The following is a 15,175-nucleotide window of genomic DNA, read 5'->3' on the forward strand; positions in this document are numbered from 1 at the left end:
GCAAGGCTTGCCCCGCGTCGTTGCGCTAAGTCGCGAATTTGTGCGCCGCCCACGGCACAGCTAAGGTCCCGAGATGACCGACTTCGCTTCCGATTTCCGCCAGCCTCGCCGCTATGTCCGCCTCGATACGATCCTGCGGCTGCGCTGGCTCGCCGCGCTCGGCCAGCTGGTCGCGATCTTCATCGTCGCCCAGGGACTGGAATTCGACGTTCCGATCGTCCCCTGCGTCACCATCGTGACATTCTCGGCGCTGCTCAATCTGGCGCTGCAGATCGCGTTCAACCCGATGCAGCGGCTGGAGCCGGCCTATGCCGCGGCCCTGCTCGCCTTCAACATCGTCGAGCTCGGTGGGCTCCTGTACTTCACCGGCGGGCTGCAGAACCCGTTCTCGTTCCTGTTCCTGGCCCCGGTCCTGATCTCGGCCACGGTGCTGCCGATCCGGCTGACGATCGCGCTCGGCTGCCTTGCGGTCGCCTGTGCCTCGGCGCTGTTCTTCTACCATCTGCCATTGCCTTGGGATGGCGACGATCCGCTGGTGCTGCCGCCGATCTATCTGATCGGCGTCTGGCTCTCGATCCTGCTCGCGATCGGCGTCACCAGCCTTTACGCGTTCCAGGTGACCGAGGAAGCGCGCCAGCTCTCCGATGCGCTCGCCGCGACCGAACTGGTGCTGACGCGCGAGCAGCATCTGACCCAGCTCGACGGCCTCGCCGCAGCAGCGGCCCACGAGCTCGGCACGCCGCTGTCGACGATCTTCCTGATCTCGCGCGAGCTCGAGAAGACGGTGCATGACCCGGCCATCACCGGCGACCTGAAGACGGTGCGGGAACAGGCGCAGCGCTGCCGCGACATCCTGAGCAAGATCGCGCAACTCTCCTCGAGCGGCGCGCCGTTCGACACCATGAAGCTGTCGACCCTGATCGAGGAGGCGGTGGCACCGCATCGCGATTTTGGCATCAACATCAAGGTGCGGCTTGCTGTCGCAGCAACGAGTGAACCGGTCGCGGCACGCAATCCCGCGATCCTCTATGGCGTCGGAAACATTCTCGAAAATGCGGTCGATTTCGCGCACCAGACCGTCGAGGTGAACGCGTGGTGGAACGCTGAAACCATCGAGATCGTCGTTTCCGACGACGGCCCCGGCATCGCGCCTGATATGCTGAAGCGGATCGGCGAGCCGTATTTGTCACGCCGCCGGGGCGCAGATGAGGCCCAAAACGCCCGTGGAGGCTTGGGTCTGGGCGTTTTCATCGCAAGGACGCTGCTGGAACGGACCGGCGCCAAGGTGTCGTTTACCAATCGCACCTTCCCCGATCACGGCGCCGTGGTGCAGATCGTCTGGCCCCGCGAGCGCTTCGAGGAAGCCGCGCCTGGTGACGAAGACGCAGCTTAAGAACGATTCTTAACCGCAACTCTGGCATACCGGATGCAGCCGACGCGACTTTCGGCTGCCTTGGCAGCGCCGCAGTAGGAGCCCATATATTGGGGGTCTGCCACAGGGAAAAATGGACCGTGAACGCCATCACTGAACTGAATGACCATGCTGACCGCTCGCTCCTCATCGTCGAGGACGACAAGCCGTTCCTGGAGCGCCTGTCGCGCGCGATGGAGACGCGCGGCTTTGCGGTGAAGTCATGCGACACGGTGTCTGATGGTCTCGCCGAGATCGGCCGCGCCGCGCCCGCTTTCGCGGTCGTCGATCTCAGGCTTGGCGACGGCAACGGCCTCGACGTCGTCTCGGCGTTGAAGCGCAAGCGTCCCGACGCGCGCGCGATCGTGCTGACCGGCTACGGCAACATCGCCACCGCCGTCACCGCGGTGAAGATGGGCGCCGTCGATTATCTCTCGAAGCCCGCCGACGCCGACGACGTCGTTGCAGCCCTGCTCGCAACCGGCACCGAGAAGTCCGAGCTGCCGGCCAATCCGATGTCGGCGGACCGGGTGCGCTGGGAGCACATCCAGCGCATCTACGAGATGTGCAACCGCAACGTCTCGGAGACCGCGCGCCGCCTCAACATGCACCGCCGCACGCTGCAGCGGATCCTCGCCAAGCGCGCACCGCGCTAAGCGGTTGCTTCACATGCTTTCGCGATGGCCGGGCTCGTCCCGGCCATTTGCTTTTGTAGTGTGGGTAGAGCGAAGCGAAACCCACCAACTCCGCGCCGCGGGGACAAGCGATGGGTTTCGCTTCGCTCTACCCAATCCAGTAAGCTTCGCCGATTGCCGAGGTTTATCACCGTCACCCTGAGGAGCGCGCTCTGCGCGCGTCTCGAAGGGTCGACGGCCACCAGCCGGGCCGATTCATCCTTCGAGGCTCGCTCCGCTCGCGCCTCAGGATGACGGATTAAGATCGTACTCGTCCCTAAAACTCATGCCCCTGCGGATCGACCAGCCGGTTGATGCGCTGCGCCGCGGCCATGGCAAAGCGCACCGTCATCGCCTTGCGCGTGGCGGCCGGCAGGCGGTGCTCCGGCGCCTCGCAATGCTGATGCGCGCCGTAGGCGTCGGCGATGATCAGGCCGGTGTCCACGGGGAAGATCTCACACGGCAGATCCTGCGTGAAGGCGAAGAACAGCCGGTCGCAATGCATCCGGTAGTCCTGCCATTTCTGGTCGGCGCGCAAATCCTCGACCGACGACTTGATCTCGACGATCCAGATCTCACCGCGCTCGTTCAGCGCGACCAGATCGGCGCGGCGGCCGGACGGCAGCGGCAATTCGCTGATGCAGGAAAATCCTAGCGATCTCAGAAGCCTCGCCGTGCCGTGCGCGATCGCAAGCGCGGTGTCCGACTGGCGTCGGTCGGGCGCGGGCACAAGCGCGATCTGGCGGGCGGGCGAGTCCATCTGCCGAGAGTAGCCGATTCCACCGGCCGGCGGCAGCGCCGGAATCGGCCGCAAATTCGCACCCAGGCCGCCGCGATTTCGGCCTCAAGCCACCGCGAAGTCGGTGGAACCTTGGTTCCGAGGGACGAAACCACTGGAGGAGAGACCCATGCGGTCACGCATCTCGCTTCGCTCGCTCGTCTTCGCTCTCGCAACCCTTCCGCTGTCCGCCGGACTGTCCTCGGCCATCGCCAAGCCGGTGGTCGAGGTCGCCTTCGTGCTCGATACCACCGGCTCGATGGGCGGATTGATCGAGGGCGCCAAGCGCAAGATCTGGTCGATCGCCACTGCGATCGTCGATTCCAATCCCGATGCCGACATCCGGATGGGCCTGATCGCCTATCGCGACATCGGCGATGAGTATGTGACCAGGAAGGTCGAGCTGACGCGCGACATCCAGGATCTCTACGCCAATCTGCTGGAATTGAAGGCGCGCGGTGGCGGCGACTGGCCGGAGAGCGTCAACGAAGCGCTCGACGTCGCCGTCAACAAGATGCAATGGACGCAAGGCCGCGACAGCACCCGCATCGTGTTCCTGGTCGGCGACGCCCCGCCGCACATGGACTATGCACGGGACACCAAATACCCGGTCACGCTCGCGGTCGCCAAGCAACGCGACATCATCGTCAACGCCGTGCTCGCCGGCAACGCGCAGGACACCGAACGGGTGTGGCGCGATATCGCGCAGAACGGCAACGGCGAATTCATCCCGATCCCGCAGGATGGCGGCCAGATCGTCACCATCGAGACGCCGTTCGACGAGGACATCATCATCCTGCAGCGCGAGATCAACCGCACTGTGATCCCCTACGGCCCGCGCGCGCTGCAGAAGCGTACCGAATCCAAGACCCAGCAGCTGTCGAGCGTCGCCGCAGCTTCGCCGGCGCGCGCCTCGGAGATGGCGAGCTTCATCAACAAGCGGTCGAAGGCGACCTCGGAGGCGGTCACCGGCGATGGCGACCTGGTCGCCGACGTCGCGGCCGGCCGCAACGATGTGGCGAAGGTCAAGGAGGAGGAGCTGCCCGACAATCTCCGCGCCATGAAACCCGAAGCGCGCAGCGCCGAGATCGACAAGCAGATCACCCAGCGCAAGGCGCTGAACGAGAAGCTCGCCGCGCTGGTCGCCAAGCGCGACAAATACGTCGCCGAGCACCGCAAGAGCGCGCCAAAGGCGTCATCGTTCGATCGCGTGGTCGAGGACACGTTGAAGGCGCAGATCAAGCGGTAGGGCTGGCCATACTCTATCCATTCCCTGCCCCGCTTGCGGGGGAGGGAATGGGTGGGGACTTTCGCCGCGGTGGGAGCGGCGATTGTTTAGGAGGAATATTTCGCGCCCGCGAAGCCAACCGAAGTGTTCGCGATCGACCGTCGAGAGCCCCGTTGCGGAGCGACCCCCACCCCACCCTCCCCCGCAAGCGGGAGAGGGAGCCAGCGAGTGTGCTCACCTCACGAAGGCTACGCGAGATCCAACGGCAACCCCAGGATCACGCCTTCATTCGCGCGCAGCTCGAGCACGCCTTCGACCGTCTCGCCCTGCCGGTCCATCAAGGTCGAGAGCAGGACCTCGTTGTTGAAGCCGATCGCGCTTGAGGAGATCGACGCGGGGGCCGCGCCGAAATTCAGCGCGATCACCGCCACGCCCTCCGCGCTGCGCCGCCGGTAGAGCAGGACATCGCCCTGCGCCGCCGCCGGCTCATAGCTGCCATGGACGAGCTGCGGCAGCGTTCGCCGCAGCGCGATCAGCGCCTTGTAAAGGTTGAGGATCGACGCCGGCTCCGCCTCGAGGCTTGCGACATTGTCGCGGGCGAAATCCTGCGCGAGCGGCAGCCAAGGCCTCGCCGTCGAGAAACCGGCATGGCGCTCAGCGTTCCACTGCATCGGCGTGCGACAGCCGTCGCGGCCGACGCCGATGTCGGGCACGTTCTTCTCGAAGGGATCGCGCACCTGATCCGGCGCGATCGCAACCTGGCGCATGCCGATCTCGTCGCCGTAATAGAGCGTCGGCGTGCCGCGCAAGGTCAGCAGCAGCATCGCCGCGACCGGGGCCTGCGCCGGCCCCACCCGGCTCGCCACCCGCGGCCGGTCGTGATTGCCGAGCACCCAGTTCGGCCACGCGCCCGGCGGCAGCGCCTTCTCGTAATCGGCGATGATCTGCTCGACCGAGCGCGCGCTCCACAAGGTCGACAGCAGTGCGAAATTGAACGGCATCTGCGCGCCGCGCAGATCGTTGCCGTAATAGGCGACCAGCCGGTGCAGCGGCAGATAGATCTCGCCGATCAGCACGCGATTGTCGAACTCATCGGTGACGCGGCGCATCTCGGTGATAACCGCGTGCACCTCGGGCTGATCGGTCGAATACTGCGTCAGCAGTTTCTCGTGCGGCGGCCGGCCCTCGCGATAATGCGGGTTCGGCGGGTTGTCGCGGAATTCGGCGTCCTTGATCAGGTGCCAGATCACGTCAACACGAAAGCCGTCGACGCCCTTGCGCAGCCAGAAGCGCATCACGTCGTAGATCGCGTCCCTGACCTCGCGATTGCGCCAATTGAGATCGGGCTGCTGGGCGAGGAAGGCGTGGTAGTAATATTGGCTAGAGGCCTCGTCATACGCCCAGGCGCTGCCGCCGAACTCCGACAGCCAGTTGTTGGGCACGCCGCCATCCGGCGCCGGATCGCGCCAGATGTACCAGTCGCGCTTCGGATTATCGCGCGAGCTCTTCGCCTCGATGAACCAGGGATGCTGGTCGGAGGTGTGGTTGGGCACCAAATCGAGGATCAGCCTGAGGCCGCAATCGTGCGCGGCCGCGACCAGCGCGTCGAAATCCTCGATGCTGCCGAACAGCGGGTCGATGCCGGTGTAGTCGGAGATGTCGTAGCCGAAATCGGCCATCGGCGACGGGAAGACCGGCGACAGCCAGATCGCGTCGACGCCAAGCCGCGTCAGGTAGGGCAGCCGCGCGATGATCCCCCTGAGATCGCCGACGCCATCGCCGTCGCTATCCCCGAACGAGCGCGGATAGATCTGATAGAAAATGCCGCGTCGCCACCAGTCCCTGTGGTCCTGACCCATCCCGGCCCCCCTCGCTCGTGGTCCGGCCCCGTGTCCCCGGGCCGCCCATCGGTTCAGGGATGACGCACAATTCAGTACGGAAAAATGGCGCTGCAGCGCGTCAGTGCCGGGCGACGGCGAGCTGATAGATCGTGATCAGCACCTCGAACAGGATCAGGAAGACGATGATCAGCTCCAGCCGCAGCGAGCGGCTGGTATCGATGATATCGGTCAGCACCTGCGCGGTCTCGGCAACCACCGCAAGCTTGCGGTTGAGCGATTCCGCCCGCTCCTTCAGTTCATACTCGTCCTCGAGCCGGGCATAGAGCCGCTCGAGCTGCGGCTTGTCCCAGAGGATGTCGGGCTTCTCCGACACTTCGACCGGTCCGGCCACGCGATGCCGCACCAACAGCGCGTTGCCGATGTGCTTGAGGATCGCGACGCGGCCGCGATGGACCCGCCCGCCCTTGGCGAGCTCGCGCGCCAACGGCTCGGTCGTGTCGAAGACGGCCCGGACCTCGCGCTCATGCCGCGCCAGCACCACGCTCTTGGCCAGCGCCTCGCCGACCAGGATCAGACGCTCCGGCGACAGGCTTTGCAGATAGATCGGGCCGCCCGGCGGAATCTGATCCTCCTTCTCGGCGGCGAGCTCGATGATCGCGATTTCCTCCTCGCGCCGCGTGAAGGGGCCGGTCATGCGCGACTGCAGGCTGCGCAGGAATTCATCCTCCTCCAGCGCATTGAGGCCGATCAGGACGACGACGCCGTAGCGGAACAGGATCGCCACACCATTGTCATTGACGCGAAATGCCAAGGGCGTGGTGGCCAGCACATCGCCACGTTCGAGGCCGGACGTGTTGATGCGGTCCGCGACGAAGAAGGCGCGGGCGGTGGTCCGGGGTCCGCCGAGCGGCGAGTTGGGAGCCTGGGTCATGGAGTTCCGGACGGCGAGGACTTAACTCATGCGCGAGAGCAGCCGCATACCGGCCTGCTCTCGATGTGTGCTGCTGGAGGCGACCTTATCACGGTCCATTTTGGGATCACACGCCGGAGCAGACGCATTTCCGGTGCGTGTTGACGGCGTTTCCCGGTAGCCTATGGTGCCCCCATGACCGAGACAACCGAGACCAAACCGAAAGCCGGCGCGATCATCGTGCCGGTGACGCTGTTCGAGCAGAACTGCACCATCATCTGGCACGAGCCGACCAAGAAGGCCGTGGTGATCGACCCCGGCGGCGACGTGCCGAAGATCCAGGCAGCTATCAAGCAGACCGGCGTGACGGTCGAGAAGATCTGGCTGACCCACGGCCACATCGACCATGTCGGCGGCGCCGCAGACTTGCGCGATGCGCTGCAGGTCAAGATCGAGGGCCCGCACATCGCCGACAAATATCTGCTCGACAATGTGGTCTCGAGCGGCGAGCGCTTCGGCATCACCGGGGTGCGCAATTTCGGTCCGGATCGCTGGCTCGACGAGGGCGATCAGGTCTCGATTGGCGATCTCACTTTCGATATCCTGCACTGCCCCGGCCATTCGCCGGGCAGCGTGGTGTTCTTCAACAAGGAGTTGCGCTTCGCCCATGTCGGCGACGTGCTGTTTGCCGGCTCGGTCGGGCGCACCGACCTCCCCGGCGGCAGCCATCCGACGCTGATCCAGTCGATCAAGGAGAAGCTGCTGCCGCTCGGCGACGATGTCGGATTCATCTGCGGCCACGGCGCGGGATCGAGCATCGGCCAGGAGCGGATGACGAACCCGTTCCTGACCGGCGAGATGTAGGCGCGAGGCGCGGATATCTCAGGGCTGTTTCATCAGCCCCGCAGCCGTCAGCGCCCGGGTGATGACGGCGCCGACGTCAACGCTCTTGCCGCTCCGCTTACGCGGCCGGTCGCTCTTGCGGCCGGATGCGACCTCGGGCGCTTCGGCAGGCACCGGTATCGTCATCGAGATCGTGTCGGCGCGTTCAAGCGGGATTCCGGTCGGCGCGATATGCGGCTGACGGACCTTGTCGGTCAGGCCGAAGAAGCTCGCGATGTGATAGGACGAGGAGATCCCGGCCTCGATCAGGAACGCGCCTTCCACGCCATAGCGCTCGTCATTGTCGGCGAGCCCGAGCGGCGTGCCATGCGCCATGTCGGTGATGCTGAAGTACTCGACCAGCGTCTCGCCATCGGCGTTCCACCAGACCTCGCGGGGATGACCGTCGACATCCGATTTCGACATCGCAGCCAACGGCAGGCCGTGCACGTCGAGCCACTGCCGGACGATCGCATCGGCATTGGCAGGACTGACGGTACGGTCGGCGCTGCCGTGCCACACCGAAATCTTCGGCCAGGCGCCGCTATGCGTGGACGCGTTGCGGACGAGACCGCCGAGCTCGGGCGCGGACAGCGCGCTCGCATGCATCATCGCATGCAGCGCCTCGCGCAGATCGGTGGCGACGCCGTACGGCAGGCCGGCAATGATGGCGCCGCCTGCGAACACATCCGGATAGGTCGCGAGCATGACCGAGGCCATCGCGCCGCCGGCGGACAGTCCCGTCACATAGATGCGACGCGGGTCGATCTGATGCGCGCCGACCATATGCGCGACCATCTGCCCGATCGAAGAGGCCTCGCCCTGCCCGCGCGCGATGTCCTGCGGATTGAACCAGTTGAAGCAAGTGTTGCCGTTGTTGGTGGCCTGCTGCTCCGGCATCAGCAGCGCAAAGCCGTAATGCGCCGCCAGCGCCGACCAGCCGGCACCGAGATCGTAGGACGCGGCGGTCTGGCCGCAGCCATGGAGCACCACGACGAGCGCGGGCGACCGCGCGAGCTGCGCGGGCACGAACGAGTACATCTTGAGATCGCCGGGGTTGACGCCGAATTCGGTCGTCTCGACGAGCGCCGTCGGCACGGCCGGCGCGAGCGCGCCGAGACCGCTGAACGCGTTCATCTTCGGCAGATGACGCAAGAATTCGACGTTGTTGACCAAAGACAACAGCAACTCCTGAGGTGATTTATCCTTCTGGATCACCCGACCAGATAATTGCTGCAGTGCGAAACGAAAAGGCCGTGTGCTGTCTTTCCCTGCGGAAATGTGAGAATTGGCGTTAACGCGTGATCAGATGGTGAAGCGCGATGAATAGTTGCCCTAGCACCTTGTTTGAGCATGAACTTTTTGAAAGAACGCGCCAAACCTTCGCGGATTCATGCTGTCGCGCGGCGCATCCATGACAGAAATGCGGCTGAAATAATGATCGACAGCACAAACAATGCGCACGCCGCAAACAGCGCCAGACGTGCTGATGTCGCGCTCTCGACGGCGAAGAAGACCGCACCGATCGCGGCGACGCCGGCCGCGTTGCCGATCTGCGTCGTCGTGCCGTACATGCCGGAGCCGGCACCGGCGCTTGCGGGCTTCACGCTCGACAGCACCGCACTCGACAGCGGCGCCATCACCAGCCCCTGACCGTAGCCGAAGATCATCAGCACCAGCGCGAGCAGCAGAGACGGTGGTGCGGCGAGCACCTGAACCGTCGCGACGAGCACGGCAAGTCCCACGATCTGCACGGCGCAGCCCTCGATCAGCACCAGCGTGCCGCGATGCTTGGCGCGCGCCCCGCTGTGACGCGAGGCAACGACGAAGGTCAGCGCCAGCGGCACGAACACCAACCCCGCCTGCAACGGCGGAATCTTCAAGCCCTTCTGCATGAACATGGTCATGACCAGATAGAAGGAGAGATTTGCGAAGAAGAAGAAAAACACCGCGACCAGGCCGCGCATGAAAGCACCATCCGACAGCAGCGACAGATCGATCAGAGGCATGCCGCCACGGCGCGCGATGCTACGCTCGAGCCGCACGAAGGCCGCGATCACAGCGACGCCCGCCGCGATCACCAGCCACAGCCACGCCGTCCAGTTCAGATCGTGACCGAACAACAGCGGGCCGATCAGGCATAGCAGGCCCACAAACAGCACGACCGCGCCGGGAATATCCAGCCGGGTGCCGGCGCGGCGCGGCGCGATCGGCATGATCTTCAGCGCGGCCGCGATGATGACGGCGCCGAACGGCACATTGACGAAGAACACCGCGCGCCAGCCGAGGCCCGCGAGATCGAGCGTCACCAGCGCGCCGCCGAGCGCGAATCCGGTCACGCCGGCAAGCCCCAGCACGATGCCGTAGATGCCGAAGGCCCGCGCGCGGGCGGCGTCGGAGAACAACAGATGCAGCGTCGCCAGCACCTGCGGCACCATCAGCGCTGCGGTGGCGCCCTGCGCGAGCCGGGCAAGGATCAGCTCCGGCCCGGATTGCGCGAGGCCGCACCACAGCGAGGTCACCGAGAAGCCCGCGACGCCGGCGATGAACACGTCCCTCGCGCCGTAGATGTCGCCGAGCCGGCCGCCGGTGACCACCAGCGTGGCGTAGGCGATCAAATAGATCGCGATCACCGCCTCGATCTGCGCCGGCGTTGCATGCAGCTCGGCCGCAATCGTCGGGATCGCGACGTTGACGATGAAGGCATCGACGCCGAACAGGAATTGCGCTGACACCACGATCGCAAGCACCCACCAGCGGCGGGATGTCTCCGCGCGCGTCTCGACGATCTGGTGCATGTGGTGCAGTCCTGCCCGAAATGAGGTTGCGGCCAACATCAGCAAATTTTGGTCATCCCTTCGATTACCTCCGAGGTAAGCAACCGTTCACGAGCGGTCGATCTGGCCGTGAACGCGATCGCATCTGGATGCGACCAAGCGGCATCGCTCTCGTTGCAGAGCCTTGGTGCAGAACCTTGGCGCAGAGGATTTGACATGTCTGTCTGCTTTCGGCTGCTGGCCCCGTCGGCCGCGGTCTCGCTCATTCTCGTCTCGTCGTGTTCGATCGCTCTCGCCAAGCCGTCGAAGGCGCGCGAACGCGCCACACCGGCCAAAGTGTCCAACCAGACGCCGCCCGCACCACCGCCGCGCCAATACTTTCCGGACAAACCGATTCAGCCGCTGACGCCGGAGATCGAGGCGCAGCTGCGGCCAATGGACAGCTTCAAGGAATGCACCAGCTGTCCCGAAATGGTGGTGGTGCCTGCGGGCTCGTTCATGATGGGGACGCCGGCCAATGAGCCCGATCGCTTCAAGGGCGAGGACCCGATCCATCGCGTGACCTTCGCAAAGCCGTTCGCAGTCGGCCGCTTCGCCATCAGCTTCGACGATTGGGACGCCTGCCTCGCCGATGGCGGCTGCGGCGGCATCAAGGGTGACGACAAGTTCGGCCGCGGCCGGCTGCCCGCGCAGGGCATCAGTTTCAATGCGGCCAAGCTCTATCTGGCCTGGCTGTCGAAGAAGGTCGGCCGCAGCTACCGGCTGCCGAGCGAATCCGAGCGCGAATATTTCACCCGCGCCGGCACCACGACGCCGTTCTGGTTCGGCAACACGATCACGGCGCAGAACGCCAATTATCAGGCGTCGACACCTTACGGTGGCGGCCCGCATGGGCCTGACAGCAAGGGACCTGCGGTGGTCGATTCCTATCCGCCCAATCCGTTCGGGCTCTACCAGGTGCACGGCAACGTGTTCGAATGGACTGAGGACTGCTTCAACAAGCGCTACAATGAGGACACGCCGACCGACGGCGCGCCCTGGCTCGAAGGCGATTGCAACAGACGCATGGCGCGCGGCGGGAGATGGGACTGGTCCGCCAACATGGTGCGCTCCGGCTATCGCGAGGACGGCCTCGTCGACGGCTACGGCTACAGCTTCCGCGTCGTACGGACGCTGAACGTGCCCTAGACCCGCAGCCTGTTCCATTGCCGCCGGCCGCGTTGCGTAGCCGACGCCAATTTGCGTTGATGCGCTGGGAAACATTCCGGATGGCGGCAATCGCCGCCGATTTGCGCAACAACCATGCAGGCGCCGCAGCCCCGGAGCATTGCCTTGCCCGGGGCCACCCCGTAGGTTGGCGGAAAGCCCCCGATAACAATAGTCCGGAGAGAACGACCTATGGCGCGCCTCAAATTCGGAGCCTTCCTCGCCCCGCATCACCCGATCGGCGAGCATCCGATGCTGCAATTCCGCCGCGACCTCGATTTCGTCGAACAGCTCGACGCGCTCGGTTACGACGAATTCTGGTGCGGCGAGCACCATTCCTCGGGCTGGGAGACGATCGCCTCGCCGGAAATGTTTTTGGCCGCCGCCGGCGAACGCACCAAGCGCATCAAGCTCGGCACCGGCGTGATCTCGCTGCCCTACCATCATCCCTTCAACGTCGCGCAGCGCATGGTGCAGCTCGACCACATGACCGGCGGCCGCGCCATCTTCGGCTCCGGCCCGGGCGCGCTGGCCTCCGACGCGCATACGCTCGGCATCGACCCGATGACCCAGCGCGACCGCCAGGACGAGGCGATCGCGGTGATCCGCCGCCTGTTCAACGGCGAGCGCGTCACCGCCAAGACCGACTGGTTCGAGATGCATGACGCCGCGCTGCAGATCCTGCCGCTGCAGGAGGACATGCCGTTCGTGGTCGCCTCGCAGATCTCGCCGTCGGGCATGACGCTCGCCGGCAAGTACGGCATCGGCATCATCTCGCTGGGCTCGATGTCGACCCAGGGTCTGATGGCGCTGCCACAGCAATGGCAGTTCGCCGAGGACGCCGCCGCGAAGGCCGGCACCACGGTGAGCCGCGCCAACTGGCGCGTGCTGCTGTCGTGGCACATCGCCGAGACCCGCGAGCAGGCGCGGCGCGAGGCCGGCGCCGGCCTGATGCGCTGGCACAACGAATATAATGTCGGCACCTTGATGCGGCCGGGCCTGACCGCGTTCGCCTCGCCGGATGAGGCGGTCGACAAGACCGCCTTCGTCGAGGGTGCCGCGTCCGCCATCGGCACGCCGGATGATCTCGTGAAGATGATCAAGAATCTGGTCGATGTCTCCGGCGGCGTCGGCACCATCGTCGGCTTCGCCCACGACTGGGCCAATCCGGAAAACACCCGCCGCAGCTGGGACATGGTCGCACGCTATGTCGTGCCGGAGATCAACGGCTATATCGACGGCTTGCGCAAGTCGCGCCAATTCCTGATCGACAACCGCGCCGTGTTCGAGCGCGCCGGCCAGGCAGTGATGGCCAAGATCATGCAGAACGACAAGGCCGCCGCCGCCCTTCAGCATACCGGCACCGGCCGCGTCGCGATTCCGGCCGTCAATGCGCCCGATCTCGCGAAGGCCGCGGCGAAGCAGAAGGCGTGAACGCACGGGTTGGCTCTGCGCGACGCGGGAAGGATTGGGCGTCCCGCCCTCACCGCGTCGTCCTGGCGAAAGCCGGGACCCATAACCACAGGCGATAGTTGTGAAAGGGGTCGCGGCCCCAGCGTCGCGCAATAGCGAGCGGCTGGGGTAATGGGTCCTGGCTTTCGCCAGGACGACGATGAGGATGGTTCTCGATTTCGACCTGTCAAACAGCTTGTTCGGTGTCATCGCCCGGCTTGACCGGGCGATCCAGTATTCCAGAGACGTTAGTGCGTGAGCCGAGGGGCCGCGGCGTACTGGATCGCCCGGTCGAGCCGGGCGATGATAGTGTGGGTGGGGGACACAACATCGCGTTCTCGCGACATGAATCGTCCGAGCTTTGCATCTCGTTCCGCCCTCTCCTCAAGCAGAGGGCGCAGGGAAAGCCGGGTGCCGATCGCACCCATGGGCCCCGAGCAAAGGGTAGAAAGCTCGGGGGTAGGACCACAGGTGTAACCGGAGCAATCCGGCTTTCCCTGCGCGATGGGTTACGGCTTACTTCGTACTCTCCCCGGCGAGACTGGGCTTGCTTGTCACCGCCCCCGCATCACGCCTTCGCGTGTTGCGACGAGACACCTGCCGCTAGGGCGTCAGGACCACACGACTTCACCGTCCGCGTTGCGCACGCTCGTCAGTCATACGCTCGGCGTCCACCGCATCCCACACCGCGTTCGTGACGATCGCGAAGCGCCCCTCGATCGGGTGAGACGGGCATATTGAACATCTGAGTTGGGTGAAACGCGAAGCGGAAATTTGCCCGTCGGGTTAATTTGTCGCAGCCGGATACCCTGGCGACGCTAGCCTATTTTGTCTTGTGACCCCGGGGCGGCAGTTGACCGAACAATTGGACGAAACCGGGGGTACCGCCCACGCACTCACTTCCACGCAACGCGGCGTGTTGACCTAGATCAATATCGACTTCCGTTCTTCTGCATCAAGTTCGGTTAGCGGCGCATTCCACTGTTTCGGCCACGCGATAACCCGATCTTTGTTCTTCCTCGGCGCGACGGCCCAACCGGAAGAAGGCTCGTATGGCGATGCTTGGCGAAATAAGCCATACCACCACCTACCGATACGCTACGCCTGTCACCTTCGGTACCCATCGAGCTATGTTCCTACCGCGACGCGGCGCCTCCGCGCGGTTGCTGAGCTGGTCGGTAGAGACCAGCGTGCCCTCAACGATCCGCTGGGTTACCGACTCCCGGACCAACGCCATAACGGTGATGGATTTCAGTGAGCCGGCCCGCGAACTCAAAATTGCGTTCCAGGTTCGGGGAGTCTATCTCGGCGTAAAGGGAGTCGAGGCGTTTCCACTCGAGTCTCGGGCCGATGAGGTGCCCGTACAATACACCCCGGATGAGTGGACTGACCTCGCTGGCTATCTGCGTCCTCATGCCGAGGATCCCGACGGCAGCGTGGCGGCATGGACCAAGAATTTCGTTGCAGGTGATCAGGATCAAACCATCGATGTTTTGCAGCGCATGCTCAGCTCGTTTCGCGACTCCTTCAGCTATTGCGCGAGGGATACTGAAGGGACGCAATCGCCTTCCGATACTCTCCACAAAAGGTCTGGCACCTGCCGGGACTTTGCCTGGCTGATGATCGAGACCTTGCGCCGGCTCGGGTTCGCGGCGCGCTTCGTCAGCGGCTACCTCTATGATGCAGCCTTGGATGGCGGCGCCGTTGGCATGACCGGCTCCGGCGCAACGCATGCTTGGCTGCAGGTGTTTCTTCCCGGTGCCGGTTGGCTGGATTACGATCCGACCAACAGCATCAGTGCCGGATTTGATCTGATCCCGGTGGCGATCGCCCGCCATCCAGGCCAGGCGATCCCGCTGGCTGGTTCGTGGTTTGGCGATGCGAAGGACTATCTGGGGATGTCGATCGACGTCGCAGTCCGCAAAGTCGGCGAGTTCCGCGATCCTTCCGAGGGGTAGCGGCCAGCCGCGAGGCATTGATCGCCGGCCCGTATCGACGACCACCGATGGCCAGTCA

Annotated in this window: 12 protein-coding genes; 7 read left to right on the plus strand and 5 right to left on the minus strand. The window is 64.8% G+C overall.

Annotated features, from left to right (window positions below):
• Positions 1-73 precede the first annotated feature (73 nt).
• Positions 74-1,393, plus strand: a complete 1,320-nt coding sequence (locus WDM24_RS40670; RefSeq protein WP_338829693.1) for an ActS/PrrB/RegB family redox-sensitive histidine kinase — start codon at positions 74-76, stop codon at positions 1,391-1,393.
• Positions 1,394-1,512: 119 nt separating this feature from the next.
• Entirely contained in the window at positions 1,513-2,067 is a 555-nt protein-coding gene (locus tag WDM24_RS40675; protein ID WP_029079490.1) for an ActR/PrrA/RegA family redox response regulator transcription factor, read from the plus strand.
• A gap of 295 nt (positions 2,068-2,362) precedes the next feature.
• On the opposite strand, the gene WDM24_RS40680 is transcribed toward WDM24_RS40675, so the two are convergent.
• Entirely contained in the window at positions 2,363-2,845 is a 483-nt protein-coding gene (locus WDM24_RS40680) for an MmcB family DNA repair protein (RefSeq protein WP_338832533.1), read from the minus strand.
• A 148-nt stretch (positions 2,846-2,993) separates the two neighbouring features.
• On the opposite strand from WDM24_RS40680, the gene WDM24_RS40685 reads away from it, so the two are divergent.
• Complete coding sequence (locus WDM24_RS40685; RefSeq protein ID WP_166301199.1) at positions 2,994-4,112, plus strand: vWA domain-containing protein; 1,119 nt, start codon at positions 2,994-2,996, stop codon at positions 4,110-4,112.
• A gap of 227 nt (positions 4,113-4,339) precedes the next feature.
• On the opposite strand, the gene WDM24_RS40690 is transcribed toward WDM24_RS40685, so the two are convergent.
• Positions 4,340-5,950 (minus strand): alpha-amylase family glycosyl hydrolase, encoded by a 1,611-nt coding sequence (locus WDM24_RS40690; RefSeq protein WP_338829694.1) that lies wholly within the window; start codon positions 5,948-5,950, stop codon positions 4,340-4,342.
• 100 nt (positions 5,951-6,050) lie between these two features.
• Positions 6,051-6,863 carry an RMD1 family protein gene (locus tag WDM24_RS40695; protein WP_338694490.1) on the minus strand — a complete coding sequence of 271 codons (813 nt, stop codon included), beginning with the start codon at positions 6,861-6,863 and terminating at the stop codon, positions 6,051-6,053.
• Positions 6,864-7,037: 174 nt separating this feature from the next.
• Between WDM24_RS40695 and WDM24_RS40700 the strand changes: the two genes are divergently transcribed.
• Positions 7,038-7,706, plus strand: coding sequence for an MBL fold metallo-hydrolase (locus WDM24_RS40700; protein ID WP_166301189.1), 669 nt, complete (start codon positions 7,038-7,040; stop codon positions 7,704-7,706).
• An 18-nt stretch (positions 7,707-7,724) separates the two neighbouring features.
• On the opposite strand, the gene WDM24_RS40705 is transcribed toward WDM24_RS40700, so the two are convergent.
• Entirely contained in the window at positions 7,725-8,906 is a 1,182-nt protein-coding gene (locus WDM24_RS40705) for a PHB depolymerase family esterase (protein ID WP_338829695.1), read from the minus strand.
• Positions 8,907-9,115: 209 nt separating this feature from the next.
• Positions 9,116-10,522 carry an MFS transporter gene (locus WDM24_RS40710; protein ID WP_338829696.1) on the minus strand — a complete coding sequence of 469 codons (1,407 nt, stop codon included), beginning with the start codon at positions 10,520-10,522 and terminating at the stop codon, positions 9,116-9,118.
• Positions 10,523-10,717: 195 nt separating this feature from the next.
• Here WDM24_RS40710 and WDM24_RS40715 point away from each other — a divergent pair, with 195 nt between their 5' ends.
• From WDM24_RS40715 to WDM24_RS40725, 3 genes are all read left to right on the plus strand, one after another.
• A complete protein-coding gene (locus WDM24_RS40715; RefSeq protein WP_338694484.1) occupies positions 10,718-11,689 on the plus strand; it encodes a formylglycine-generating enzyme family protein in 972 nt (323 codons plus the stop codon).
• Between the two features lie 210 nt (positions 11,690-11,899).
• Positions 11,900-13,141 (plus strand): LLM class flavin-dependent oxidoreductase, encoded by a 1,242-nt coding sequence (locus WDM24_RS40720; protein ID WP_338829697.1) that lies wholly within the window; start codon positions 11,900-11,902, stop codon positions 13,139-13,141.
• A 1,070-nt stretch (positions 13,142-14,211) separates the two neighbouring features.
• Entirely contained in the window at positions 14,212-15,117 is a 906-nt protein-coding gene (locus WDM24_RS40725; protein WP_338829698.1) for a transglutaminase family protein, read from the plus strand.
• Positions 15,118-15,175 lie beyond the last annotated feature (58 nt).

The organism is Bradyrhizobium sp. 27S5, from assembly GCF_037217225.1.
GTDB classification, from domain to species: Bacteria; Pseudomonadota; Alphaproteobacteria; order Rhizobiales; family Xanthobacteraceae; genus Bradyrhizobium; species Bradyrhizobium septentrionale.